24 protein-coding genes and 1 pseudogene are annotated in these 23,922 nt (G+C 67.7%); 15 read left to right on the forward strand and 10 right to left on the reverse strand.

Translation table 11 applies throughout. The features are described from left to right. Positions 1-81 precede the first annotated feature (81 nt). The gene (locus ACYQ8K_RS27485; RefSeq protein ID WP_459974127.1) at positions 82-1,767 is read right to left on the reverse strand and encodes an alpha-keto acid decarboxylase family protein; all 1,686 of its coding nucleotides are present in this window, start codon (positions 1,765-1,767) and stop codon (positions 82-84) included. A 65-nt stretch (positions 1,768-1,832) separates the two neighbouring features. Here ACYQ8K_RS27485 and ACYQ8K_RS27490 point away from each other — a divergent pair, with 65 nt between their 5' ends. From ACYQ8K_RS27490 to ACYQ8K_RS27505, 4 genes are read left to right on the forward strand one after another with little or no spacing between them, the layout of a single operon-like run. After that, on the forward strand, positions 1,833-2,276 hold the full coding sequence (locus tag ACYQ8K_RS27490) for an SRPBCC family protein (protein WP_459974129.1): 444 nt from the start codon (positions 1,833-1,835) through the stop codon (positions 2,274-2,276). Between the two features lie 5 nt (positions 2,277-2,281). Then, a complete protein-coding gene (locus ACYQ8K_RS27495; RefSeq protein ID WP_459974131.1) occupies positions 2,282-3,361 on the forward strand; it encodes a CaiB/BaiF CoA transferase family protein in 1,080 nt (359 codons plus the stop codon). 58 nt (positions 3,362-3,419) lie between these two features. Next, positions 3,420-3,875 carry an SRPBCC family protein gene (locus ACYQ8K_RS27500; RefSeq protein ID WP_459974133.1) on the forward strand — a complete coding sequence of 152 codons (456 nt, stop codon included), beginning with the start codon at positions 3,420-3,422 and terminating at the stop codon, positions 3,873-3,875. Positions 3,876-3,931: 56 nt separating this feature from the next. Then, positions 3,932-4,393: an SRPBCC family protein gene (locus tag ACYQ8K_RS27505; protein ID WP_459974135.1), complete on the forward strand. Its 462-nt coding sequence runs from the start codon at positions 3,932-3,934 to the stop codon at positions 4,391-4,393. Here ACYQ8K_RS27505 and ACYQ8K_RS27510 read toward each other — a convergent pair. After that, positions 4,390-5,562, reverse strand: a complete 1,173-nt coding sequence (locus ACYQ8K_RS27510) for a pyridoxal phosphate-dependent aminotransferase (protein ID WP_459974136.1) — start codon at positions 5,560-5,562, stop codon at positions 4,390-4,392. The genes ACYQ8K_RS27505 and ACYQ8K_RS27510 overlap by 4 nt on opposite strands. Positions 5,563-5,762: 200 nt before the next feature. Between ACYQ8K_RS27510 and ACYQ8K_RS27515 the strand changes: the two genes are divergently transcribed. The 3 genes from ACYQ8K_RS27515 to ACYQ8K_RS27525 all read left to right on the forward strand — a co-directional run bounded on the left by ACYQ8K_RS27515 (position 5,763) and on the right by ACYQ8K_RS27525 (position 10,093). Continuing rightward, positions 5,763-6,974 carry an acetyl-CoA C-acetyltransferase gene (locus tag ACYQ8K_RS27515; RefSeq protein WP_459974139.1) on the forward strand — a complete coding sequence of 404 codons (1,212 nt, stop codon included), beginning with the start codon at positions 5,763-5,765 and terminating at the stop codon, positions 6,972-6,974. 4 nt (positions 6,975-6,978) lie between these two features. Continuing rightward, positions 6,979-9,123, forward strand: coding sequence for a 3-hydroxyacyl-CoA dehydrogenase NAD-binding domain-containing protein (locus ACYQ8K_RS27520; RefSeq protein ID WP_459974141.1), 2,145 nt, complete (start codon positions 6,979-6,981; stop codon positions 9,121-9,123). 187 nt (positions 9,124-9,310) lie between these two features. Then, on the forward strand, positions 9,311-10,093 hold the full coding sequence (locus ACYQ8K_RS27525; protein WP_459974143.1) for an enoyl-CoA hydratase/isomerase family protein: 783 nt from the start codon (positions 9,311-9,313) through the stop codon (positions 10,091-10,093). Between the two features lie 52 nt (positions 10,094-10,145). Here ACYQ8K_RS27525 and ACYQ8K_RS27530 read toward each other — a convergent pair whose 3' ends face one another. Genes ACYQ8K_RS27530 through ACYQ8K_RS27540 form a run of 3 tightly spaced genes read right to left on the reverse strand, consistent with a single transcriptional unit; the run spans position 10,146 to position 12,891 of the window. Beyond that, positions 10,146-10,751 carry a class I SAM-dependent methyltransferase gene (locus ACYQ8K_RS27530; protein ID WP_459974145.1) on the reverse strand — a complete coding sequence of 202 codons (606 nt, stop codon included), beginning with the start codon at positions 10,749-10,751 and terminating at the stop codon, positions 10,146-10,148. Between the two features lie 17 nt (positions 10,752-10,768). Next, a complete protein-coding gene (locus tag ACYQ8K_RS27535; protein WP_459974146.1) occupies positions 10,769-11,629 on the reverse strand; it encodes an LLM class F420-dependent oxidoreductase in 861 nt (286 codons plus the stop codon). Between the two features lie 53 nt (positions 11,630-11,682). Next, the gene (locus ACYQ8K_RS27540) at positions 11,683-12,891 is read right to left on the reverse strand and encodes an FAD-dependent monooxygenase (RefSeq protein WP_459974147.1); all 1,209 of its coding nucleotides are present in this window, start codon (positions 12,889-12,891) and stop codon (positions 11,683-11,685) included. 79 nt (positions 12,892-12,970) lie between these two features. Between ACYQ8K_RS27540 and ACYQ8K_RS27545 the strand changes: the two genes are divergently transcribed. Beyond that, positions 12,971-13,507: a TetR/AcrR family transcriptional regulator gene (locus ACYQ8K_RS27545; RefSeq protein ID WP_459974149.1), complete on the forward strand. Its 537-nt coding sequence runs from the start codon at positions 12,971-12,973 to the stop codon at positions 13,505-13,507. Between the two features lie 22 nt (positions 13,508-13,529). Next, positions 13,530-14,513, forward strand: a complete 984-nt coding sequence (locus ACYQ8K_RS27550; RefSeq protein ID WP_459974151.1) for an LLM class F420-dependent oxidoreductase — start codon at positions 13,530-13,532, stop codon at positions 14,511-14,513. Here ACYQ8K_RS27550 and ACYQ8K_RS27555 read toward each other — a convergent pair. Continuing rightward, a complete protein-coding gene (locus ACYQ8K_RS27555; RefSeq protein ID WP_459974153.1) occupies positions 14,510-14,803 on the reverse strand; it encodes a putative quinol monooxygenase in 294 nt (97 codons plus the stop codon). The genes ACYQ8K_RS27550 and ACYQ8K_RS27555 overlap by 4 nt on opposite strands. A 151-nt stretch (positions 14,804-14,954) precedes the next feature. On the opposite strand from ACYQ8K_RS27555, the gene ACYQ8K_RS27560 reads away from it, so the two are divergent. Beyond that, on the forward strand, positions 14,955-15,368 hold the full coding sequence (locus ACYQ8K_RS27560; protein ID WP_459974155.1) for a Zn-ribbon domain-containing OB-fold protein: 414 nt from the start codon (positions 14,955-14,957) through the stop codon (positions 15,366-15,368). Between the two features lie 14 nt (positions 15,369-15,382). After that, positions 15,383-16,528 (forward strand): thiolase family protein, encoded by a 1,146-nt coding sequence (locus ACYQ8K_RS27565; RefSeq protein WP_459974158.1) that lies wholly within the window; start codon positions 15,383-15,385, stop codon positions 16,526-16,528. Between the two features lie 18 nt (positions 16,529-16,546). On the opposite strand, the gene ACYQ8K_RS27570 is transcribed toward ACYQ8K_RS27565, so the two are convergent. The 3 genes from ACYQ8K_RS27570 to ACYQ8K_RS27580 are packed head-to-tail and all read right to left on the reverse strand — an operon-like array spanning position 16,547 to position 21,778. After that, positions 16,547-18,196, reverse strand: coding sequence for a DNA repair helicase XPB (locus ACYQ8K_RS27570; RefSeq protein WP_459974160.1), 1,650 nt, complete (start codon positions 18,194-18,196; stop codon positions 16,547-16,549). A gap of 45 nt (positions 18,197-18,241) precedes the next feature. Continuing rightward, positions 18,242-20,497 (reverse strand): helicase-associated domain-containing protein, encoded by a 2,256-nt coding sequence (locus ACYQ8K_RS27575; protein WP_459974162.1) that lies wholly within the window; start codon positions 20,495-20,497, stop codon positions 18,242-18,244. A 42-nt stretch (positions 20,498-20,539) separates the two neighbouring features. Next, positions 20,540-21,778: a PAS domain-containing protein gene (locus tag ACYQ8K_RS27580; RefSeq protein WP_459974165.1), complete on the reverse strand. Its 1,239-nt coding sequence runs from the start codon at positions 21,776-21,778 to the stop codon at positions 20,540-20,542. A 158-nt stretch (positions 21,779-21,936) separates the two neighbouring features. Here ACYQ8K_RS27580 and ACYQ8K_RS27585 point away from each other — a divergent pair, with 158 nt between their 5' ends. From ACYQ8K_RS27585 to ACYQ8K_RS27600, 4 genes are read left to right on the forward strand one after another with little or no spacing between them, the layout of a single operon-like run. Continuing rightward, the gene (locus ACYQ8K_RS27585) at positions 21,937-22,137 is read left to right on the forward strand and encodes a hypothetical protein (protein WP_174320979.1); all 201 of its coding nucleotides are present in this window, start codon (positions 21,937-21,939) and stop codon (positions 22,135-22,137) included. A gap of 8 nt (positions 22,138-22,145) precedes the next feature. After that, positions 22,146-22,676, forward strand: a complete 531-nt coding sequence (moaC, locus tag ACYQ8K_RS27590; protein ID WP_459974167.1) for a cyclic pyranopterin monophosphate synthase MoaC — start codon at positions 22,146-22,148, stop codon at positions 22,674-22,676. Beyond that, positions 22,673-23,155 carry a MogA/MoaB family molybdenum cofactor biosynthesis protein gene (locus ACYQ8K_RS27595; protein WP_459974169.1) on the forward strand — a complete coding sequence of 161 codons (483 nt, stop codon included), beginning with the start codon at positions 22,673-22,675 and terminating at the stop codon, positions 23,153-23,155. The genes moaC and ACYQ8K_RS27595 overlap by 4 nt, the downstream gene beginning before the upstream one ends. After that, the gene (locus tag ACYQ8K_RS27600; RefSeq protein WP_459974171.1) at positions 23,152-23,577 is read left to right on the forward strand and encodes a molybdenum cofactor biosynthesis protein MoaE; all 426 of its coding nucleotides are present in this window, start codon (positions 23,152-23,154) and stop codon (positions 23,575-23,577) included. Before ACYQ8K_RS27595 ends, ACYQ8K_RS27600 begins: the two co-directional genes overlap by 4 nt. Positions 23,578-23,690: 113 nt before the next feature. Here the strand turns inward: ACYQ8K_RS27600 and ACYQ8K_RS27605 are convergent. Then, positions 23,691-23,922: pseudogene (locus ACYQ8K_RS27605) on the reverse strand (transglycosylase family protein); the annotation flags it as partial.

The following is a 23,922-nucleotide window of genomic DNA, read 5'->3' on the forward strand; positions in this document are numbered from 1 at the left end:
AACCACACCGATACCGGAGGTCCTCACCTACTTCCGCTCACCACGCCGTTCACAACCTGTCAAAGAGTTACAGCTAGTGCGTCATCGTCGCGGACTGCCGTCCGGTGACGTCGGCTGGACGAGTTCGACCAGCAGGTTGGGGATTTCGAGCCGCGGCAACACCACCTCGACGAACACCATGCGGTCCTGGTTCGCCGCGGCGGCGGTCAGGGCGTCGTCGAGCTCGCCGTACGTCTGGACCCGGAACGCCAGGTGATCGGTGACGCCCAGCGCGCGGGGCACGTCCGTCCACTTCCAATTGACGATGTCGTTGTACGGAGCGGTTTCGCCGTGGATCGCCCGTTCAATGGTGTAGCCGTCGTTGTTCACCACCACGATGACGGGGGAGAGCCCCTCGCGTGAGAACGCGCCCAGCTCTTGGACGGTCAGCTGCGCGGCGCCGTCCCCGATGATCAACACTGTTCTGCGGTCCGGATGCGCCACCGCCGCGCCGAGCGCGGCGGGCAATGTGTAACCGATTGAGCCCCATAGTGGTTGACCGATGAAGGTCACGCCGTGCGGCAGCCGATGGTCGGCCATGCCGTAGAAGGAAGTGCCCTGGTCCGCGAGCACCACGTTGCCTGGTGTGAGGGCCACGCACAGGCGGTCCCACAACAACTTCTGGGTGAGCGGTTGGTCGCGCGGCGGGGGCGGCGGCAGCGGGTCGGCCGGCGGCGACACCACCGGCGGCGACGAGATCCCGCGCCGGACCAGGATGGTGGCCAGCGCCTCGAGTGCGGCGCCCATCTCCAACGGCGCGAAGACTTCTCCGGCCACGCTGCTCTGATACTGGCCGACGTCGATGGTGCGGGCCGGGTCGATGCGCTGGCTGAAGAAGCCGCTGACCATGTCGGTGAACACGACTCCGGCGGTGATTAACACGGGTGCCTCTTCGATCGCGGCGCGCACCGCCGGCGCGCTGGCGGACCCGGCGTAGATGCCCAGGAAGTTGGGTGAGCTCTCGTCGAGCAGACTCTTTCCCCACATCAACGTGGCGTGCGGCACCACGTCGGCGGCCAGCAGCGCCTCGAGTTCTTTGATTGCCTGCAGGCGGTGCACCAGCAGGTCGGCGAGCACGGTGATCCGGTGGTCGCCGATGAGTTCGGTCGCGGCCTCGACGAACATCGCCAGGGCGCGGGCACTGGTGCCACCGGTGTAGCGGGGCAGCGGCGCCTCGGGCGGCTCGGTGGGGAAGCGGGCCACATCGGTGGACAGCAGGATGTAGCCGGGGCGCTTCTGCTCGCGCACCTCGGACAGCACCCGGTCGATCTCCCGGCGGGCCGTCGCGGGCATGAGATTGGCTTGGGCGCAGGTGATTTCGCGGCTGACCCGGAAGAAGTGCTCGAAGTCGCCGTCGCCGAGCGAATGGTGCAACGCCCGGCGGGTGCCCTGGGCGTCTTTGGACGGACCGCCGACGATGTGCACCACTGGCACCTGCTCGGCGTAGCTGCCCGCGACCGCGTTGGCCGCGGAGAGCTCGCCGACGCCGAAAGTCGTTACCAATGCCGACATTCCGCGCAGCCTCCCATACCCGTCGGCGGCGTAGCCGGCGTTCAGCTCATTGGCGTTGCCGACCCAGCGGATGCTGGGGTGGGCGATGATGTGGTCGAGGAATTCCAGGTTGTAATCGCCGGGAACGCCGAAGATCTCCGAGACGCCGAGTTCGGCGAGGCGGTCCAACAGGTAGTCACCGACGGTGTATGCGGGATCGGTCGCGGCATCAGTCACAGGCACGACGGTACGCTCGGTCCAATCCGTTCCGGGTGAGACGCCCTGCCAGTATCGTGCGGGCCATGGCACTCAAAGAATCCCGGGAGATCGTCATCGACGCCAGTCCGGAGGAGATTCTGGACGTCATCGCCGACTTCGAAGCGATGCCCGAATGGTCCGAGCCGCATCAGAGCGCGGAGATCCTCGACACCGGCGACGACGGGCGCCCCCGCCAGGTGAAGATGAAGGTCAAGGTCGCCGGGATCACCGACGAACAGGTGGTCGCTTACACGTGGGGCGACAACGTGGTCAGCTGGAAGTTGGTCAGTTCCTCGCAGCAGAAGGCGCAGGACGGGAAATACACCCTGGTGCCGCGGGGCGACGGGACCTTGGTCAAGTTCGAGCTGCTCGCCGACCCGAACGTGCCGCTGCCCGGCTTCGTGCTCAAGCGCGCCGTGAAGGGAACGATCGATTCGGCGACCAAGGCGCTGCGCGAGCGGGTGCTCCAGGTCAAGAAGGGCAAGTAGCCGCCGTGGGCGGCGGGCCGCTGGCGGGGGTGCGCGTCATCGAACTCGGGGGCATCGGACCGGGGCCGCACGCGGGAATGCTGCTCGCCGATCTGGGTGCCGACGTGGTGCGGGTGCGGCGTCCAGCGGGCGGTTTGGGGATGCCGGCCGAGGACCGCGATCTGCTGCACCGCGGCAAGCGCATCGTCGACCTCGACGTCAAGGCGCAGCCGCGGATGCTGCTGGAGCTGGCCGGCAAGGCCGACGTGCTGCTGGACTGCTTCCGGGCCGGCACCTGCGAGCGCCTCGGCATCGGGCCGAACGACTGCGCGGCGGTCAACCCGCGGCTGATCTATGCGCGGATGACGGGCTGGGGACAGGACGGGCCGCTGGCGCCGACCGCCGGTCACGACATCAACTACCTGTCGCAGACCGGTGCGCTGTCGGCGCTGGGTTACGCCGACCGGCCACCGATGCCGCCGCTGAACCTGGTCGCCGACTTCGGCGGCGGGTCGATGCTGGTGGTGATCGGCATCGCGGTCGCCCTGTACGAGCGGGAACGCTCGGGCGCGGGGCAGGTGATCGACGCGGCGATGGTCGACGGGGTCAGCCTGCTGGCCCAGATGATGTGGACGATGAAGTCCACTGGCGCACTGCGGGACCGACGCGAGTCGTTTCTGCTCGACGGCGGCGCCCCGTTCTACGGCTGCTACGAGACCGCCGACGGACGATACGTCGCCGTCGGCGCCATCGAGCCACAATTCTTCGCAGCGTTGCTCACCGGACTTGGCCTGACGCCCGGCGAGGTGCCCGCCCAACACGACAGAGCCGCCTACCCGCGGATGCGCGAGGTCTTCACCCAACGATTCGCCGGCCGCACTCGCGACGAATGGGCAAAGACCTTCGCGGGCACCGACGCCTGTGTCACCCCGGTGCTGACATGGAGCGAGGCCGCCGCCGATGAGCACCTGCGGGCGCGGTCGACGGTCATCACCGCCCACGGCGCCGACCAGGCCGCGCCCGCCCCGCGGTTTTCCCGGACCCCGGCCGGACCGGTCGGACCGTCCCCGGCGGCGACCACACCGCTCAGCGAAATCAACTGGTAGCAAACTGTTTACGGCGAACCGGTCCGCATCCGGGCCGGCGTTGCTAAGTTGATGCTCAGTGGCCGTAAAAGCATCACGGGAATTTGTCGTCAACGCGCCGCCAGAAGTGGTCATGGAAGCGCTGACAGATGTCGGCGTCCTCTCGTCGTGGTCGCCGCTGCACAAACACATCGAGGTGATCGACCGGTATCCCGACGGCCGGCCGCACCATGTCAAAACCACCATCAAGGTTCTCGGGCTGGTCGACAAGGAGGTCCTGGAATACCACTGGGGCCCCGATTGGGTTGTCTACGACGCCAAGGGAACCTCCCAGCAGCATGGGCAACACGTCGAGTACACGCTCAAACCCGAAGGGATCGACCAGACCCGAGTGCGTTTCGACATCACCGTCGAACCCGGCCGGCCCATGCCCGCGTTCATCGTGCGTCGCGCAAGCGAAAGCGTCCTCGACGCGGCGGTAAAGGGATTGTGCGACCTGGTAAACCGCGGCGACAGTTCGGCTGAGCCCGAATAGTCGGCGTCTGCGGTTTGGCCGTCGTCAGCGGCGGTGCTGTTGTTTACTGGTAAGCGGTGGCCATACAAGCATCGTCGGAAATCGTTATTGACGCGCCTCCGGATCTGATCATGGAGGCGCTCGCCGACATGGACGCGGTGCCGTCGTGGTCGTCGGTGCACAAGCGGGTCGAGGTCGTCGACAAGCATCCCGATGGTCTGCCGCACCATGTGAAGGTCACGATCTCGGTGACCGGCATCCATGACACGGAACTGCTTGAGTACAACTGGGGGCCGGACTGGATGGTGTGGGATGCCCATCGGACCGCCCAACAACACGGTCAGCACGGGGAGTACAACTTGAGCCGGCTGGGTGACGAAAGGACCAGGGTGCGATTCACCATCACCGTTGAACCGTGGGCGCCGCTGCCGGAGTTCTGGGTTGCCCGGGCCCGCAAGAAAATCCTCTACTCCGCGCTGGAGGGCTTGCGCAAGCGGGTGATGGGGCTCGAGGGTTTCGGCCCGGCCAGGAAACGCTAGCGGAGGGCGGCCAGCCGCTTGATCGCCTCGTCGAGGGTGTCGTCGCGCTTGCAGAAGGTGAAGCGCACCAAGTGATTCCACACGTCGGCCGGGCCGTTCGTGGTGGCCGGGTCGCAGAAGGCCGACATCGGGATCGCGGCCACCCCAACCTTTTCCGGTAGCGTCGCGCAGAACGCACTGCTGTCGTCGTAGCCCAGCGGTCGCGGATCGGCGCACAGGAAGTACGTGCCGGCGCTGTCGTGCACCTCGAACCCGACGTCGATCAGCCCGGCGGCCAGCCGGTCACGTCTGGCCTGCAAAGTGGCGCGCAGGCCGGCCACCCACGCGTCCTCGGTCTCCAGCGCCAGGGCCACCGCCGGCTGGAACGGCGCACCGCCGACGTAGCTCAGATACTGCTTGGCCGCGCGTATCCCGGCGATGAGTTGTGCTGGGCCGCAAGCCCATCCGATCTTCCAGCCGGTGCAGTTGAACATCTTGGCCGCGCTGGAGATGGTGATCGTCCGCTCGGCCATGCCGTCGAAGCCGGCCAGCGGCACATGTCGTCGCCCGTCGAACACCAGATGCTCGTAGACCTCATCGGTGATCACCAACAGGTCGGCCGCGATCGCGACCTCGGCGATGGCCGCGAGCTCCTCGGCGCTCAGCACCGTGCCGGTCGGGTTGTGCGGGGAGTTGACGATCAGCGCGCGGGTCCGTGGCGTCACCGCCCGGCGCAGGGCGTCGGCGTCCAGGGCGAAGCCGCGGCCATGGGGGACCAGCGGCACGGCCACCCGCTGGGCGGAGGCCATCGCCACCACCGGCGAGTAGGAGTCGTAGAACGGCTCGATGAGCAGCACCTCGGAGCCGGGTTCGACCAACCCGAGCACCGCCGACGCGATCGCCTCGGTCGCCCCGACCGTCACCAGCACCTCGGTGTCGGGGTCGTATTCGATGCCGTAGCGGCGCTGCCGCTGGGCGGCGATGGCGTGGCGCAGCGGCGCGATGCCGATGCCCGGTGGGTATTGGTTGACGCCGTCGGCGATGGCCTCCTGGGCGGCCTTCAGCATGGCCGGGGGCCCGTCCTCGTCGGGGAACCCCTGGCCAAGGTTCACCGCTCCGATCCGCGCGGCCAGCGCCGACATCTCGGCGAACACCGTCGTCGCATAGGGGCGCAGTCGCGACACCGTCATGGAGGTCGAGCTTAACTTCCGGGGGCCTGAGAGTGACTGCATCGTCACGCTCGGCGTCGAGCGTGACGATGCAGTCACGGTCGAGCCCCTGAGCTGCGCGGTCTTGGCCAACCAACAGGTTGGCCGGGGCCCCTGTTAGGCTGGCGCGGAACCTAGTCGTGAAGACGGATTCGAACCCAATTCGGAGAACAGGAAGTCGTATGTCCGAAGAAGCTTTTATCTATGAGGCCATCCGCACCCCGCGGGGCAAGCAGCGCAACGGTTCGCTGAACGAGGTGAAGCCGCTCAACCTGGTCGTGGGCCTGGTTGACGAGCTCCGCCGGCGTTTCCCCGACCTGGACGAGAACCTGATCAGCGACATGATCCTGGGCGTCGTGTCCCCGGTCGGTGACCAGGGCGGCGACATCGCCCGCACCGCGGTGCTGGCCGCCGGCCTGCCCGAGACCACCGGCGGCGTGCAGCTCAACCGGTTCTGCGCCTCCGGCCTGGAGGCCGTCAACACCGCGGCGCAGAAGGTGCGCTCCGGCTGGGACGACCTGGTGCTGGCCGGCGGTGTCGAGTCGATGAGCCGCGTCCCGATGGGCTCCGACGGCGGCGCCTGGGCGACCGACCCCGAGACCAACTACCGGATCGGCTTCGTCCCCCAGGGCATCGGCGCCGACCTGATCGCCACCATCGAGGGATTCTCCCGCGAGGACGTCGACCGTTACGCGCTGCGCTCGCAGGAAAAGGCGGCCGCGGCATGGTCGGGCGGCTACTTCGCCAAGTCCGTCGTGCCGGTGCGCGACCAGAACGGCCTGGTCATCCTCGACCACGACGAGCACATGCGGCCCGACACCACGCTGGAGGGCCTGGGCAAGCTGAAGACCGCGTTCGACGGCATCGGCGAGATGGGCGGCTTCGACGACGTGGCGCTGACCAAGTACCACTCGATCGAGAAGATCAACCACGTCCACACCGGCGGCAACAGCTCCGGCATCGTCGACGGCGCCGCGCTGGTGCTGGTCGGCTCGGAGGCCGCGGGCAAGTCGCAGGGGCTGACCCCGCGGGCGCGCATCGTCGCCACCGCCACCAGCGGCTCCGACCCGGTCATCATGCTCACCGGCCCGACCCCGGCCACCCGCAAGGTGCTCGACCGCGCGGGCATGACGATCGACGACATCGATCTGTTCGAGCTCAACGAGGCGTTCGCGTCGGTGGTGCTGAAGTTCCAGAAGGACCTCAACATCCCGGACGAGAAGCTCAACGTCAACGGTGGCGCCATCGCGATGGGCCACCCGCTGGGCGCCACCGGCGCCATGATCACCGGCACCATGGTCGACGAGCTCGAGCGCCGCAACGCGCGTCGCGCCCTGATCACGCTGTGCATCGGCGGCGGCATGGGTGTCGCCACCATCATCGAGAGGGTTTAAGACCATGGCAGAGAACACCATTCAGTGGGATAAGGACGCCGACGGCATCGTCACGCTGACCCTGGACGACCCCACCGGGTCGGCCAACGTGATGAACGAGCACTACAGCGAGTCGATGCACAACGCTGTGGAACGCCTTGCCGCCGAGAAGGATTCGATCACCGGCGTGGTCATCACCAGCGCGAAGAAGACCTTCTTCGCCGGCGGTGACCTGAAGGGCATGATCAACCTCGGCCCGGAAAACGCCGGTGAGGCGTTCGACACCGTCGAGTCGGTCAAGCGTGACCTGCGCGCGCTGGAGACCCTGGGCAAGCCGGTCGTCGCGGCCATCAACGGCGCCGCACTTGGCGGTGGCCTGGAGATCGCGCTCGCGTGTCATCACCGCATCGCCGCGGACGTCAAGGGTCTGGTCGTCGGCCTGCCCGAGGTGACGCTGGGCCTGCTGCCCGGCGGCGGCGGCGTGACCCGCACCGTGCGGATGTTCGGCATCCAGAACGCGTTCATGAACATCCTGTCGCAGGGCACCCGCTTCAAACCGGACAAGGCCAAGGAGATCGGCCTGGTCGACGAGCTCGTCGGCTCGGTCGAGGAACTGGTGCCCGCCGCCAAGGCGTGGATCAAGGCCAACCCCGACTCGCACGAACAGCCCTGGGACAAAAAGGGTTACAAGATGCCCGGCGGCACCCCGTCCAGCCCCGCGCTGGCCGCCATCCTGCCGTCGTTCCCGGCGCTGCTCAAGAAGCAGCTCAAGGGCGCGCCGATGCCGGCGCCGCGGGCCATCCTGGACGCCGCCGTCGAGGGCGCGCAGGTCGACTTCGACACGGCCAGCCGCATCGAGAGCCGCTACTTCACCCAGCTGGTCACCGGCCAGGTCGCCAAGAACATGATCCAGGCGTTCTTCTTCGACCTGCAGCACATCAACGGCGGCGGGTCACGTCCGGAGGGCATCGCTAAGCAGGAGATCAAGAAGATCGGTGTGCTGGGCGCGGGCATGATGGGCGCCGGTATCGCCTACGTCTCGGCCAAGGCCGGCTACGAGGTGGTGCTCAAGGACGTCAGCCTCGAGGCCGCCCAGAAAGGCAAGGGCTACTCGGAAAAACTTGAGGCCAAAGCGCTTCAGCGTGGCAAGACCACCGAGGAGAAGAGCAAGGCGCTGCTCGACCGCATCACCCCGGCCGCCGACCCGGCCGACCTCAAGGGCGTCGACTTCGTGATCGAGGCCGTGTTCGAGAACCAGGAGCTCAAGCACAAGGTCTTCCAGGAGATCGAGGACATCGTCGAGCCCAACGCGCTGCTGGGGTCCAACACCTCGACGCTGCCGATCACCGGTCTGGCGACAGGCGTGAAGCGCCAAGAGGACTTCATCGGGATCCACTTCTTCTCGCCGGTCGACAAGATGCCGCTGGTGGAAATCATCAAGGGCGAGAAGACCTCTGACGAGGCACTGGCCCGCGTGTTCGACTACACGCTGGCCATCGGCAAGACCCCGATCGTGGTCAACGACAGCCGCGGATTCTTCACCAGCCGGGTCATCGGCACGTTCGTCAACGAGGCGCTGGCGATGCTGGGCGAGGGCGTGGAGCCGGCCAGCGTCGAGCACGCCGGCTCGCAGGCCGGCTACCCGGCCCCGCCGCTGCAGCTGTCCGACGAGCTCAACCTGGAGCTGATGCACAAGATCGCGACGGCCACCCGCAAGGGCGTCGAGGACGCGGGCGGCACCTACGAGCCGCACCCGGCCGAGGCCGTCGTCGAGAAAATGATCGAGCTCGGCCGGCCCAGCCGCTTGAAGGGCGCCGGCTTCTACGAGTACGTCGACGGCAAGCGGACCCGGCTGTGGCCGGGCCTGCGCGAGACGTTCAAGTCCGGCAGCGCGGAGATTCCGTTGCAGGACATGATCGATCGGATGCTGTTCGCCGAGGCGCTGGAGACCCAGAAGTGCCTCGACGAGGGCGTGCTGACGTCGACCGCCGACGCCAACATCGGCTCGATCATGGGCATCGGCTTCCCGCCGTACACCGGTGGCAGCGCCCAGTTCATCGTCGGTTACGAGGGTAAGCACGGCATCGGCAAGGAAGCCTTCGTGGCCCGGGCCAAGGAACTGGCGGCCAAGTACGGCGACCGCTTCCTGCCGCCGGCGTCGCTGAGCTAAGCATTACAACACGCGAAAGCCCCCGAAACAACGAGGTTTCGGGGGCTTTCGCGTGTTGGGACGCCTAACGGGCGCGCGGCACCAACGCTGAGCCCCTAGACCAGGGCCGCGCGATCCGCGTTCATCGCGGTGGTCGACGTGCCATAGCGCGTCGGGTCCCGCCTATCGGCCGGATAGTGTGACCGGCATGACCGAATATGCGACGTTAGACTTCGACCAAGCTGGTTCGATTGCGCGCATCGTTTTGAACCGTCCGGCCGACGCCAACGGCATGAACGATGCCATGACCCGCGAATTGGCTGACGTAGCCCGACGATGTGATGCGACCGCCACCAAGGTAGTGCTGTTGACCGCCACCGGCCGGTTCTTCTGCGCCGGTGGGGATCTCAAGGCGATGGCGTCGTCGCCGCTTGGCCCCGGCCCCTACGTCAAGGGGATCGCCGACGATCTGCACCGTGCGATCTCCACCTTCGCGCGCATGGATGCGGTCCTCATAACCGCCGTCAACGGGGTGGCCGCAGGCGCCGGATTCAGCCTCGCGATGACGGGCGATCTGGTAATCGCTGCCGAATCTGCGTCGTTCACCATGGCCTACACCAGGGCAGGGCTGAGCCCCGACGGTAGCTCGTCGTACTTTCTGCCCCGGCTGATCGGAGTCCGCCGCACTCAGGAGCTGATGTTGACCAACCGACGGCTGTCGGCTCGTGAGGCCTTGGATTGGGGTCTGATCACCGAGGTTGTCCCGGACGTCGACCTCGTCGCTCGCACAGATGCGCTGGCTACCGAGATGTCCGCTGGGGCAAGGGAATCCGGGTCAGCCGTAAAGAAGCTGCTGTTGACCACGTTCGGTAACGGCCTCGAAGAGCAGATGGAGATCGAGGGCAGGCTTATCGCGTCCTGCGCGGCCGGCGCCGATGGCCGTGAGGGCATCGACGCATTCCTGGCCAAACGCGCGGCACGGTTTGCCTAACAGTCCGCGCGCCGTCGACAGTGTGTCCATCTATACCGAAAGCCGCGGGCGCTCAAGGGTTCCGCTGGAACAGGTAGTACCAGGCCGGGGTCTTCTCGGCGCGGTCCAGCTCGCGTTCGGCCCCGGCCGACAACAGCGTCCAGCTCTGGGTGAATCGCCGTTCCATCTCGGCGCGGTCGACACCGCGCACCCCGACCCGACCGCCCGGAACGAACGCGACGATCAGCAGCCGCGCGTCGGGTGCCGCGACGGCGGTGATCTCCCGGACGTAGGCGTCGCGATCCGCGTCGCTCATGTTGTGCAGGCACCCGTTGTCGACGATCAGCTCGAAGTTCGCGCCGATCCCGGTCCGGCTCAGCTGGGTGACGTCGGCCTGGACGAACTCGACCGTGGCGCCGGCCGCACGTGCCTTGGCGCGCGCCCGCTCGAGGGGCTTGGCCACGAAGTCGACCGCGGTGACGTCCCAGCCGTGCTGGGCCAGGTAGATGGAGCAGTCACCCGTGCCGCAGCCGACTTCCAGGGCCGGCCCGGCGGGCAGCGCCGCGGCATCGGGCGTTCCCTCGACCAGATCCCGCACGCTCTGCGCGAGCGGGTGACCATCCCATGGGGTGAACCCGATGCGGTAAAAGATCCGAAACAGCGTTTGTTTGGAAGCCATATCTCACCCTAGGCCGATCACCTGGAGGCCGCGGCGATGCGGCGCCATTCCTCCCGTGGGAAGGCCCGGGGATCGGCCCGCAGCACCTGGACGCAGACGTGGTCGGCACCCGCGGACCGATGTTCGGCGACGCGGCGCATGACGGACTCCTCATCACCCCACGCGATGATCGCGTTGAACAGCCGATCGCTGACCTGCGACAGGTCGTCCTGGGAGAAACCGCTGCGCAGCAGGTTGTTGGCGTAGTTGGGCAGCGCCAAATACGCGCGCAGCCAATCGGTTCCGATCTGCCGCGCCTCGTCGGCGCTGTCGGTCAGGATCACCGTCTGTTCGGGAAGCAGCAACGGGCCGCGACCCAAAGTCGAACGGGCGGAAGCGGTGTGCTCGGGGGTGACGAGATACGGGTGGGCGCCGCCGGCGCGGGTCGCCGACAGCGTCAGCATCTTGGGGCCGAGCGCGGCCAACACTCGGCGCTCGGTGGGTACCGGCCGCGGCGCCACATCCAACCCGTCCAGGAAAGCCGCCGTCGCCGCCAGCGGTTTGCGGTATCGCCCGGGTTGGCCCGCGTCGATCAGCGGCGCGTGGCTGACGCCGATTCCGAGCAGGAAGCGGTCGCCGTGCTCGGCGGTCAGCGTCGCATAGGATTCTGCGACCTCGGCGGGCGAATGCATCCACAGGTTCAGGATGCCCGTGGCGATCACGGTCCGCCTGGTCGCGCCGAGCAGATGGCCCACCGCGTCGAACACCGGGCCGCCGACGTCGGGTATCCACAGGGCCGGGAAGCCCAGTTCGTCGAGTTCGGCTGCGGCCTCGGCGGATTCGGCCGGGTCGCCGTAGCGCAGTTGACTACTCCAGATTCCAACACCGGTCAGTTCCATGCGAGGCCTTCCCTTCGTGGCGCGCGGCTGCCGCGGCCCTACAGGACATGCTGTCAGACGTCGCTTCCGGTGTATTCGGGAACCGGCATCGAATCGTGCATCCGGATGCCCTTGGTGTTGAGCTTGGCCACCGACCGGGACAGCGACCCCGGCATCGCCGAGATCAGCTGGGCGCCACGGGTCAACGCCCACAAGCCAATTCGTGAACCGGGGATGATAGCCTTGGCGGCGCCGCGGGCGAAATTCCGGCTGCGGTGCACCGGTTCGTGCATCCGCAACTCGTAGGCGGCGAAGGCGCGCAGGTGGTCGCCGTCGGCCTCGGCGAGTTCGCCGGCCAGCACGTAGGCGCCGAGCACGGCGAGGCTGGTGCTGCCGCCCACCGCGGGACCCGGGCAGTATCCGGCGTCGCCGACCAGCGTGACCCGGCGGCGCGACCACCGATCGGTGCGCAGTTGGGTGATCGAGTCGAAGTAGAAGGTGGGCGTGCGCTCCAGCTCGCCCAGCCAGCCGTCCACCTGTTCGTGCAGCCCGGTGAACGCCTGGTGCAGTAATTCCTTCTGCCGCAACGCATCGTGATGGTCGTAGTCCAACTCCGTTTTGCTGCGGAACATGAACACCGCGCGGGCGTCGTCCAGGTGATCCGCCGTGTAGATCCCGGCCAAGCGGCCGGCACCGACGTGAGCGACCATCTCGCCGGCCTCGACCAGCGCCTTGGGGGCCGACACCACCGACAGGTACCCGCCGAGGAAGCGCGTCAGCTCGGCCTCCTCGCCGAAGGTCAGGCGCCGGACATGGGAGTGCAGCCCGTCGGCGCCCACGATGACGTCGAAGGTGCGTGCCGCGGCGTGTTCGAATGTCACGGTGCCGTCGTGCTCGATCGCGGTGATCGAGTCGCCGAACAGGTACTCGACGTCGTCACGGCCGGCGTCGTAGTAGATCTCGCTCAGATCGTCGCGCATGATCTCCACGTGCGAATCGGAGGTGGCGGCGTAGATCTTGGCGAGGTCGATCCGGACGGCCTTGGGCCGGCCTTCCCGGTACATCGTCAGCCGGTCCGTCCCGGTAGCCAGTGCCTCGATGCGGGGGAGGACGCCCATCTTCGCCGAGATCTCCATTGCGGGACGGAACAAGTCGACGGCGTGGCCGCCGGTTTTGCGCAGCGTCGGCGCGCGCTCCACGACGGTGACGTCGAAGCCGTACCGGGTCAGCCAGTACGCCAGGACCGGGCCGGCGATGCTGGATCCAGAGATGAGTATCCGCATGATCACCTCCCACACTTACTTAACGTTCGGTAAGCATAACATCCCACTTACCTATCGGTAAGTCAGATAAACTCGGGAGGTGAGCAGGCCCCGGTCGGACACCCGTGAACGTATCCAGGAGGTCGCCCGCGAGCTGTTCTTGCAGCGGGGCGTGCAGCGCACCAGCCTGCAGGACATCGCAAATGAGCTGGGCATCACCAAACCCGCGCTTTACTACCACTTTCCGTCGCGCGAAGACCTGGTGCGCAGCATCCTGGTGCCCCTGATCGACGAGGGCGAACGGTTCGTCGCCGACCACGAGGCCCGCCGCCGCAACGATGTGCGTGAGCTGCTGGAGGGCTATTTCGATTTCCACTACCGACACCGGCGCGATCTGGTGCTGCTGTTGACCGAGCTGTCCACGCTCATCGATCTCGACCTCATCGACACCGTGCTGGCGTGGCGGGAGCGGCTCGCCAGGCTGGTATTCGGCAAGAAGCCGACGCTCGCGCAGTCCACGCGGGCGGTGGTCGCGTTCGGCGGTTTGCAGGACTGCTGCGTGCAGTTTCCCGATGCGCCCCACGCGGAGCTGCGGGAGAAGTCGGTGGCGGCCGCACTCGACGCGCTGGGTGGCTAACCCAGGGCTACAGTCCCTAGTTATGCGCTTTGGACTCTTCATCCCGCAGGGCTGGCGGATGGATCTGGTCGACATCGAACCCGAAAAGCACTGGGCGGTGATGCGCGATCTGGCCAGCTACGCCGACAACGGTGCGTGGGACTCGCTGTGGGTCTACGACCACTTCCACACCGTGCCCATGCCGACAGGCGAGGCCACGCATGAAGCGTGGTCGCTGATGGCGGCCTACGCGGCCACCACGTCGCGGATCAAACTCGGCCAGATGTGCACGGCGATGAGCTACCGCAACCCCGTCTACCTCGCCAAGGTGGCCGCGACGGCCGACATCATCTCCGGTGGCCGCATCCAGATGGGCATCGGCGGCGGCTGGTACGAACACGAATGGCGCGCTTACGGTTACGGATTCCCTTCGGCGGGTGTGCGATTGGGCCGGTTGGACGAAGGCGTGCAGATCATGCGCGATGCATGGTGCGACGGCAAGGTCAGCTTGGACGGCAAGCATTATCAGGTCGACGGCGCAATCGTTGAACCGAAACCGTTGCAGAACAACGGGATTCCGCTATGGATCGCCGGCGGTGGCGAGAGGGTGACATTGCGCATCGCCGCGCGGTACGCGCACTACACCAACTTCACGCCGGAGCTCGAGGCCTTCAAACACAAATCGGACGTGTTGGCCGAGCACTGTCGTGAGGTGGGCACCGACTTCGGCGCGATCGTGCGCTCGGCCAACTTCAGCGCAATCGTCGGCACCTCCGAGGCCGACGTGAAAGACCGGAAGAAGCGGATACGCGACCGCATGTCCCGCTACGTCCCCGAGGCGGCGGCGGATGCCATGCTTTCCGGCGGTTCGGAGGGGGCAACCGGCACACCCGAACAAGTCATCGAGCGGATCACCAAGGTCCGCGACCTCGGGTGCGAATACGCGATCTGCTACTTCCCCGAGGCCGCCTACGACCGCTCCGGCATCGAGCTGTTCGAACGCGAAGTGATTCCCGCGCTGAGCTAGATGTCGCTGGTGATGTACCTGGTCTTGGCCGGTGGCGCGGCCAGCAGCGGAGGAAGCTGTGTCAGCTTGCCTTCGCCGGCGCGAAACGCGCGGTACGCCTCGTCGTGTTCGACCGTCTCCCACAACTCGTAGATGAGCCAGTGCGCTTCGTCGTCCTCATCGACGAGGACGTCGGTGCGGACGTTGCCGTCGAACGCCCGGGTGTCCTGCAGCGCCCGGCCCATCAGCTCGCGCCCCGCAGCGACCTCGTCGGGCTTGAATCTGAGCTCGAGTATCACCGTGACCGTCATGCGCCCAACTTATCGCCGCCCCTTCCGCGGCCGATGGCCTGGCCTTCCTCCCGTGCATGAGAATGCGGTTTCCAGTTTTCGGAAAGCTGTTATACGGTTCAGTGAGCAATATTCTGTTGGCGGATTGTGGACGATCCTGGAGGATCCCTCGATGCAGAAGGCACTAGCGCCCGAGATCTCTACCTGGCCCGATGAGAGCCCGCAGCTGATCGGCAGCCGATGCGGCAGATGTGCGGCCACCACCTTCCCGGTGCAGCAGTGGTGCCCGCGGTGCAGCGCCGCCGAGATGTCCGACGTGCTGTTGCCCCGGCGCGGGACGCTGGTGGCGTGGACCACCCAGGGCTTCCCGCCCGGCGCTCCCTATGCCGGCCCGACCGGCAAGGACTTCGTGCCGTTCGGCGTGGGGCTGGTCCAGCTCGGTGACGTCATCCGCGTCGAGGGACGGTTGACCGAGAACGACCCGGCCAAGCTGCAGTTCGGCCAGGAAGTCGAACTCACCATGGTGCCGTTCGCGACCGACGACGAGGGCGCCGAAATCATCACGTTCGCGTTTCAGCCGGTCTGAGTCAGGAGCCTGAGATGACCAACGACGTCGCCATCATCGGCGTAGGCCTGCACCCGTTCGGCCGGTTCGAGAAGACCGCGATGCAGATGGGCGCCGAGGCCGTCCAGCTCGCGCTCAAAGACGCCGGCGTGGCCTGGAAGGATATCCAGTTCGGCTTCGGGGGCAGCTACGAGGTCTCCAACCCCGACGCGGTGACGCGGCTGGTCGGGCTGACCGGCATCACCTTCACCAACGTGTTCAACGCCTGCGCCACGTCGGCCAGCGCCATCCAGCAGACCGCCGACACCATCCGGCTGGGCAAGTACGACATCGGCATCGCGATCGGGCTCGACAAGCACCCGCGCGGTGCCTTCACCGACGACCCCGCCAAGCTGGCGCTGCCCCAGTGGTATGCCAACAACGGCCAGTTCGTCACCACCAAGTTCTTCGGCATGAAGGCCAACAAGTACATCCACGACCACAACATCTCGCAGGAGACGCTGGCGCGGGTGGCCAACAAGAACTTCCGCAATGGTGCGCTGAACCCGAATGCCTTCCGGCGCAAGGAGATCTCCGTCGAGGACATCCTCAACTCGCCCGCGCTGAACTACCCGTTGACGCAGTACATGTTCTGCGCGCCCGACGAGGGGGCCGCCGCGGTCATCATGTGTCGCGCGGATCTGGCCGAGAAGTTCACCGACAAGCCGGTCTACGTGCGCGCCTGCGAGATCCGGACCCGGCGCTTCGGTGCCTACGAGGTGCACGCGACGTCGGCGCCGCTGGACGAGGACGCGTCGCCGACGGTGTATGCCGCCAAGGCCGCCTACGAGGCGGCGGGCATCGGCCCGGAGGACGTCGACGTCGCGCAGCTGCAGGACACCGACGCCGGCGCCGAGGTGATCCACATGGCCGAGACCGGTCTGTGCGCGGACGGCGAGCAGGAGAAGCTGCTGGCCGACGGCGCCACCGAGATCCACGGCTCGATGCCGGTCAACACCGACGGCGGGCTGATCGCCAACGGCGAGCCGATCGGTGCGTCGGGGCTGCGGCAGATGCACGAATTGGTGCGGCAGTTGCGCGGCGAGGCGGGGGAGCGTCAGGTGCCCGGCAACCCGCGCGTCGGGCTGGCCCAGGTGTACGGCGCGCCCGGTACCGCGTCGGCGACCATCCTGTCGCGCTGAACTTGCCTGCGCCGCAGGCTAAATCGCCGGCCCCAGGAGGTCGTCCGCGTCGCGGATGATGTAGCCGTACCCCTGCTCGGCCAGGAAGCGCTGTCGGTGCGCGGCGTACTCGGCGTCCAGGCTGTCGCGCGCCACCACGGAATAGAAGATGGCGCCCCCACCGTCGGACTTGGGCCGCAGCAGCCGGCCCAGCCGTTGCGCCTCCTCCTGACGTGACCCGAATGTTCCCGAAACCTGCACTGCCACAGAGGCTTCCGGCAGATCGATGGAGAAGTTCGCGACCTTCGACACCACCAGGGTGGACAGCTCGCCGCGCCGGAACGCGTCGAACAGCTCTTCGCGTTCCTTGGTCCGGGTCGACCCCTGGATCACCGGGGCGTTCAGCTCGGCGCCGAGCTCGTCGAGCTGATCGAGGTAGGCGCCGATCACCAGCGTCTGCTCGCCGGGATGCTTCGACAGGATCGATTTGACCACAGCGATTTTGGTGTGCACCGTCGAGCACAGCTTGTACCGTTCTTCGGGCTCGGAGGTGGCGTAGAGCATCCGCTCGTTGTCCGTCATGGTGACCCGCACCTCGACGCATTCGGCCGGAGCGATCCACCCCTGCGCCTCGATGTCCTTCCACGGCGCGTCATAGCGTTTCGGGCCGATCAGCGAGAACACGTCGCCCTCGCGGCCGTCCTCGCGGACCAGCGTGGCGGTCAGGCCCAGGCGCCGCTTCGACTGCAGATCGGCGGTCATCCGAAACACCGGCGCCGGCAACAGATGTACCTCGTCGTAGATGATCAGACCCCAGTCCCGGCTGTCGAAGAGCTCCAGGTGACGGTACTCGCCCTTGGTGCGCCGCGTGATCATCTGATACGTCGAAATGGTGACCGGCCGGATCTCCTTGCGCTCGCCGGAGTATTCGCCGATCTCGTCCTCGGTGAGTGACGTGCGTGCGATCAGTTCGCGCTTCCATTGCCGCGCCGCGACGATATTGGTGACCAGAATCAGCGTCGTCGCACCGGCTTTCGCCATGGCGGCCGCGCCCACCAGCGTCTTGCCGGCGCCGCACGGGAGCACCACCACCCCGGAGCCGCCGGACCAGAACGAGTCGGTGGCCATCTGCTGATAGTCGCGCAGGTGCCAGCCGTCCTGGGCCAGGCTGATCGGATGCGCCTCGCCGTCCACATAGCCCGCGAGATCCTCTGCTGGCCAACCGATTTTGAGCAGCATCTGCTTGACGCGGCCGCGCTCGCTGGGGTGCACGACGACGGTGTCGTCGTCGATGCGGGCGCCGAGCATCGGGGCGATCTTTTTGTTGCGCAGCACCTCTTCGAGCACCGCGCGATCCAGGCTCACCAGCGTCAGGCCGTGCGCGGGGTTCTTCACCAGCTGCAGGCGGCCGTAACGGGCCATGGTGTCGACGATGTCGACCAGCAGGGGCTGCGGCACCGCGTAGCGCGAGAAGCTCACCAGCGCGTCGACCACCTGCTCGGCGTCATGACCGGCGGCGCGGGCATTCCACAGCGCCAGCGGCGTGATGCGGTACGTGTGCACGTGCTCGGGCGCGCGCTCCAGCTCGGCGAACGGCGCGATGGCGGCGCGCGCCGCGCCGGCCTGCTCGTGGTCCACCTCGAGCAGCACCGTCTTATCCGACTGCACGATCAACGGTCCGTCAGACATGGTCAGCGCCACTCCTTTTCATCTGTGCTTCCGCATGCCAAACCATTATCGGGCGGTGGCCGACACGACCGACGTGATGCGGTGGATGGCGAAGTCACGCAGCCGCCCGGACGCCGAATCAAAGGCGACCAGCTGACCGCCCTTGATGGTGATGGGCGACACCACCCGCTGGGTCGCCACGCCCGCCGCATCCAGATAACCGATCACCAGGGTGTCTTGTTCCTTGGCCGCGCGCTGCAGCTGGGTCATGGTGACGGCGGGATCGACGCGGATGTTGCCGAACGGCGCGGCGGTCACCTTGCGCAGCACCGCGACCACCGCGTTGAGGCTTTCGCTGTTGGGCCGCCGGACCGGGCGATACGGCCGGCGCTGCTGGGGTGTGGCCACCCGGGCTCCGCGCGGACGCACGTCGACGATGGCGCCGGAAGAATCCTCGGCCGCCGGAGCGAAGCCCGCGGCACGCAGCGCCACGAGCACCTCGGCGATGGGCGCCGGGGACACCGCGACCGTCGGCGCCAGCGCCCGCAACTGCACCGCTTCGGTCGCCGGCGCGGCCACAGCCTGCGCTAGCAGCGCGGGGTCCTCGCAGCGCACGAACGACGCGGCCATGCCGATCCGCAGCTGCCCGTGCCGGCGCGCGACATCGTCGATGAGATACGTAAGTCCTTGGGGCACCGGCGTTCTGGAATGATTGGCGAATAGGGAATGCATCCAGTCGCGCGTCTTGCCGACATCGAGTGCGTGCCGGATCGACTGCTCGCTGACGCGGTACACCATCGCGGTGCCGGCCGATTCGACGGTGGCAACGACGGCGAGCTGCTCGGCCAGGTCGCGTTCCAACGGGCCGGGCACCACCACGGTCAGGTCCGCCTGCACCAGGAAGTGGTCGACCGGCTTGGGCAGGGCCCTGTTCATCGCCTCGATCGCGACCTGCGGATCATCGTCGTCCAGCAGCGCGCGGCCGGGCGTGCTGATCGCCCCCCGGCCCACCAGGCCCAGGGCGTTGCTCTCGGCGAGCAGGTCCCCGACGGGTCCGGGCTGCAACCGCTTGGCCCAGCGCGGACGCCGCCAGATCAGGGCCGCGGACGCCGCCGCCGCGTCGACGCCGGCCCCGGGGGGCAGCTCGGACAGCATGCCGAGCAACAGCCGGCGATCCAGCGGTGCGGCCGTGGAGTACAGCCCGTCGGTGAGGGCCCCGTAGGGCTTGGCGTCGGGGCCGCGGCTGCCGATCAGCGCCGGGCGACCGGGAAGGTCGAGCCAGCCGCTCGCCAACAGCTGCCAGCGCTCGGAGGCCGGCATCACGGCGTACCGGTCGGTGGCGATGGTCGGCGCCCAGTACGGCGCCTCGCCGATGACCGGCTCGGGATCGGGCATGCCGCTGGCGATCAATCCGGCCGCGGCCGCGACTTCGAGGATCAAACCCAGCCGCGGTTCCTCGATCCCGGTCACCTTGCTCAGCCGCTTGACGTCACGAATGCCCAGCCCGCCGCTGCGCAGCTCGGAAACCGGTGCGGTGGAGAGCGTTTCGAGCAGGACGTCGACCTCGTGCAGCAAGTCGATGACGGCCCCGGCGGCCGCCGCGTCGGCGTCGTCGGCCGTGGTCGTCGAGACCACCGGGTCGGGTGCGGTCAGCTGCATGGGGCCGGGCTGCTCGCCGCGCAGCACCTGCCCGACGTGGCGGGGCAGGATCACCGTCTCGGCGTCGATGCGCCGCAGCAGCCCCATGGCCAGCAGTTGGGGCACCGGCCGGTCGGCGGGCGCGCCGGGCGCGGCGTCGCGGGTGCGTCCCATCGGGGAGCCCTCGAGGAGCTTCTCTAACACATCGCGTTGCGCCTGGTTGAGGTCGTCGATCAGGCCGGCGATCTGCTCGGCACCGCGCGAGGTGTCCTCGAGAATGACCTGGCCGGGATGCCACGGCAGTCCCGTCGCGGCGTCGGCGGCCACCCGCAGCGCGGACTCACCCCAGACCAGGGCGCGTTGCCGGAGATCGTCGACGGCGTCGAGGACGTCGGTTTCGGGGGCGCGGTCATCGACCAGCGCCAGCAGCTTCGCGGTCGGCACCGGCTCCGCGTCGGCCTGCAGCACCAGCAGCGCGTCGAGAACGGCCAGGCGCAGGAAGTCGAGGTCGTCGGTGCCGGCCTTGATCGACTGGCGGGCCTGGGCGCGCGCGGCCAGTGCGGCGATGCTGCCGGGTGGCGGCTGGGCGAGGTCCGGCCGCAATTCCAACAGTCGGATTAGCCGCTCATCGGACAACTCGGCCAGCCAAGACCCCAGCGGGATATCCGGGGTGTTGTCGGTCATTGCTGACCAGCGTAAAGCAGGTCGCGGGTGCCGAGCAGCCGCTCAGGGCGGCGGGATTGTCTGGCTGGTACGTGCCTGGCCTTTGGGGTAGCCGGCCCAGCGCCTGATCGCCTCTGCCGCGATGCGCCGCACGGGAACGTTCATCCGAGCCGCATGGCGGCGCAACTTGTTCACGGCGTCGTCCAACGAAATGTCGAATCGCGAGCTGAGCATCCCGGCGGCGATGGTCACGTCGAGGTAGGGGTCGTCGGTACCCAATTGCGATTCGATATGCACTCCGTCGGCGAGGAGAGCCGATACCGCCAGATCGGCGGCGATCGCGGTATCGATCCATTCGGTGTGGTCCGGAGCGCGCTCGCGCTGGCTGCGGTAGACGGTGAAGGTTCCCACCAAGTCCGTGCCGAGCAGCATCGGGAATGCGGACACTCCGACGATTCCGATGTCGAGGGCGGCCGCGGCGTAATCCGGCCAGAGGTCATCGTCGCTCGCTATGTCGGCGAGGTGCACCGGAACACCGCCGAGCAGCGCCGCATGTATGGGGCCTTCCATCATTACAGCGCCGAGCTGTTCCATCTTGCTTGCGCGCGCATCGCTGGCGGTCAACAGTGCGAGGTGGCCGGCCGGGTTTCGCACCGAAATGGCAGCACCGACGACGGTGTCGAATGCTTCGACGGCCAGCGCGCACAACGACGCCGACCACCCGCGCCGGGAGTCCTCGCTGGTGCGCGCCGCAAGCAGCCGCCACAGCCGGCGACGTCGCTGACCGGACCCCGCGGACATCCCGCGCGAGGCGCCTACCGCGATCAGCGCAGCCGTCAACCTCGAGTTCTCAGCCAGCAGAAGGTCGTGAAAACCGCGATAGCGCGCCGCCGTCAGGGCAAGGGCGCGAGCGTCTGCGGTGCGGTCGATGCCATCAGCGATCAGTGGGGTGATGTCTTCGACGTGGTGCAGCAATCCGACCACGCGGCCCTCGTCATCGGTGATCGGAGAGTTGACCGGGCTCCACACCTTGGGAATGAACTCGGTACTGCCGCTGGGTGCGACGTCGTAACGCTGAATGGGCATCTCGTGCGCGGCCGCGCCCCGCAGTACCCGGTTCAGCGACGCCTGCAGGTTGTGCACGCCGCTGGCTGCAGCGTCGGCGGGATTATCCGGGAAAGCGTCGAACATATGCTCACCGATGAGCTCGTCTCGCTCGCGGCTTGTCGCCCGCAAATAGGCGTCGTTCACGGCCCGGATGTTGAGTTTCGCATCCAGGAGCAGATAAGGAGCAGCCGTCACGGCAAAAACCGGATTGTTCGCGGCTGCATTTAGCACGACTGGCACGGTCGTTTCAGCGTAACTCGGCACGGTCGACTATCGCATTACGTTGCAAGCCGCCCGGCGCACCCGAGCCCTTGCCGCCACGTGTTGCGGGGCCACCTGTAAGAATGGACCTCGTGGCTGACACTGCTGAGGGCAAAGCCCGCAAGACCAAGTATGTCGACAACGGCTGGCCGACGACCGACCCCGACGACCACGCGGTCAGCGAACTCGTGACCGATCGCACGGGTGCGTTGTCCCCCTTCGGCGAGCTGGTGTTCCCGCTGCCCTCCACCGATCTGCCCTACCTGCATCCGGTCACCGTCGTCAATCGGTAGGCCGCCAGATGGCTAGGGCCTCTGAGGCCTCCGAAGCCTCGGCGAGCCGGGCGTCGGCAGACTCCGGCTCGGGCGCCCTGTCACACCTCGACGATCACGGCGCGGCGCACATGGTCGACGTCAGCGAGAAGACGGCCACCAAGCGGACCGCGGTCGCCGCCGGCGTCCTGCGCACGTCGGCGCACGTGGTGGGTCTGATCTCGTCCGGCGGCCTGCCCAAGGGCGATGCGCTGGCCACCGCGCGGATAGCCGGCATCCAGGCCGCGAAGCGCACCAGCGACCTCATCCCGCTGTGTCATCAACTTGCCCTCACGGGGGTCGACATCGATTTCACCGTGGGCGAGTCTGAGATCGAGATCATCGCAACGGTGCGTAGCACCGACCGCACGGGGGTGGAGATGGAAGCGCTGAGCGCCGTCAGCGTTGCGGGCCTGACGCTCTACGACATGATCAAGGCGGTGGACCCGGCCGCACGAATCGACGACATTCGAGTGCTGCGCAAGGAAGGCGGCAAAACCGGAAGGTGGGCGCGCCCATGAGTTCCCGTTCAGCCCGCATCATCATCGCCTCGACTCGCGCGTCGTCGGGCGTGTACGACGACCGCTGCGGTGCGATCATCGCCGAATGGCTTTCAGAGCGCGGCTTTTCGGACGTGCAGCCGGAGGTGGTCGCCGACGGACCGCCGGTGGGCGACGCGCTGCGCACCGCGATCGACGCCGAGGTCGACGTCATCATCACCTCCGGTGGCACCGGCATCTCGCCCAGCGACAGCACACCGGACCAGACCGTCGCCGTCGTCGACTACATGGTTCCGGGGCTGGCGGAAGCGATCCGCCAGTCGGGGCTGCCCAAGGTGCCGACGTCGGTGCTGTCGCGCGGAGTGTGCGGGGTGGCCGGCCAGACCCTGATCGTCAACCTGCCGGGTTCGCCCGGCGGGGTGCGCGACGGCCTCGGCGTGCTCGCCGGTGTGCTCGACCACGCGCTCGACCAGCTCGCCGGCAAAGATCACCAGCGATGACGCTCGTCGTGCGCGCCGCCATGACCGAGCACCCGATCTCGCTGGCCGAGCACGAAGAATTGGTGGGCCACCAATCGGCCGGGGCCATCGTCGGGTTCGTCGGCATGATCCGCGACCACGACGGCGGACGGCGGGTGGTGCGGCTGGAGTATTCCGCGCACCCGTCGGCCGAGCAGGTCATCGCCGAGGTGGTGGCCGATGTGGCCGAGCAGTCCAGCGGCGTGCGTGCCGTCGCCGCCAGCCACCGGATCGGCGCGCTGCGCATCGGAGAGGCGGCTCTGGTGGCGGCCGTGGCCGCCGACCACCGGCAGGCGGCGTTCGCCACCTGCGCGCACCTGGTGGACACCATCAAGGCGCGGCTACCGGTGTGGAAGCACCAATTCTTCGCCGACGGCACCGAGGAGTGGGTGGGCTCGGCCTGACGCCGTAATCACGCCCTGGATCAGCCTGGTGCGGCCGGCTACCGGAATGGTGCGCCGTGCCCAACACGCCCCGAACAGGAGGGTTTTCGGGGCGTGTTGGGAGTGTGGCGATGTCAGGCGCTGGGCGCCGGCTGAGCGAGAGCGTCCAGCGCGTCGTTGCCGTGAACGTCCTGGGCCCGGATGGCGTCCCACAGTTGCTGGGTGTAGCCGGCCTCGGACACATGCTGCGGCATGCCGGCCGGTACGAAACCGTGGAAGTCCGTGTCCACGACGGGCGGTGCGTCCGCTGGGGGCGCGGGCGGCATCGCGTCGGCCGGAGGCGGAACGTCGGCCGGGGGCGCCGGC

Source organism: Mycobacterium sp. MUNTM1, from assembly GCF_054660795.1.

What these genes read in the sequence shown, in the direction of transcription:
- ACYQ8K_RS27490 (WP_459974129.1), top strand. Translation starts at nt 1,833, where the DNA reads ATGGCACTCAAAGAATCCCGGGAGATCGTCATCGACGCCAGTCCGGAG.
- ACYQ8K_RS27510 (WP_459974136.1), bottom strand. Translation starts at nt 5,562, where the DNA reads ATGACGGTGTCGCGACTGCGCCCCTATGCGACGACGGTGTTCGCCGAG.
- ACYQ8K_RS27515 (WP_459974139.1), top strand. Translation starts at nt 5,763, where the DNA reads ATGTCCGAAGAAGCTTTTATCTATGAGGCCATCCGCACCCCGCGGGGC.
- ACYQ8K_RS27520 (WP_459974141.1), top strand. Translation starts at nt 6,979, where the DNA reads ATGGCAGAGAACACCATTCAGTGGGATAAGGACGCCGACGGCATCGTC.
- ACYQ8K_RS27525 (WP_459974143.1), top strand. Translation starts at nt 9,311, where the DNA reads ATGACCGAATATGCGACGTTAGACTTCGACCAAGCTGGTTCGATTGCG.
- ACYQ8K_RS27530 (WP_459974145.1), bottom strand. Translation starts at nt 10,751, where the DNA reads ATGGCTTCCAAACAAACGCTGTTTCGGATCTTTTACCGCATCGGGTTC.
- ACYQ8K_RS27535 (WP_459974146.1), bottom strand. Translation starts at nt 11,629, where the DNA reads ATGGAACTGACCGGTGTTGGAATCTGGAGTAGTCAACTGCGCTACGGC.
- ACYQ8K_RS27540 (WP_459974147.1), bottom strand. Translation starts at nt 12,891, where the DNA reads ATGCGGATACTCATCTCTGGATCCAGCATCGCCGGCCCGGTCCTGGCG.
- ACYQ8K_RS27550 (WP_459974151.1), top strand. Translation starts at nt 13,530, where the DNA reads ATGCGCTTTGGACTCTTCATCCCGCAGGGCTGGCGGATGGATCTGGTC.
- ACYQ8K_RS27555 (WP_459974153.1), bottom strand. Translation starts at nt 14,803, where the DNA reads ATGACGGTCACGGTGATACTCGAGCTCAGATTCAAGCCCGACGAGGTC.
- ACYQ8K_RS27560 (WP_459974155.1), top strand. Translation starts at nt 14,955, where the DNA reads ATGCAGAAGGCACTAGCGCCCGAGATCTCTACCTGGCCCGATGAGAGC.
- ACYQ8K_RS27565 (WP_459974158.1), top strand. Translation starts at nt 15,383, where the DNA reads ATGACCAACGACGTCGCCATCATCGGCGTAGGCCTGCACCCGTTCGGC.
- ACYQ8K_RS27570 (WP_459974160.1), bottom strand. Translation starts at nt 18,196, where the DNA reads ATGTCTGACGGACCGTTGATCGTGCAGTCGGATAAGACGGTGCTGCTC.
- ACYQ8K_RS27575 (WP_459974162.1), bottom strand. Translation starts at nt 20,497, where the DNA reads ATGACCGACAACACCCCGGATATCCCGCTGGGGTCTTGGCTGGCCGAG.
- moaC (WP_459974167.1), top strand. Translation starts at nt 22,146, where the DNA reads ATGGCTAGGGCCTCTGAGGCCTCCGAAGCCTCGGCGAGCCGGGCGTCG.
- ACYQ8K_RS27595 (WP_459974169.1), top strand. Translation starts at nt 22,673, where the DNA reads ATGAGTTCCCGTTCAGCCCGCATCATCATCGCCTCGACTCGCGCGTCG.
- ACYQ8K_RS27600 (WP_459974171.1), top strand. Translation starts at nt 23,152, where the DNA reads ATGACGCTCGTCGTGCGCGCCGCCATGACCGAGCACCCGATCTCGCTG.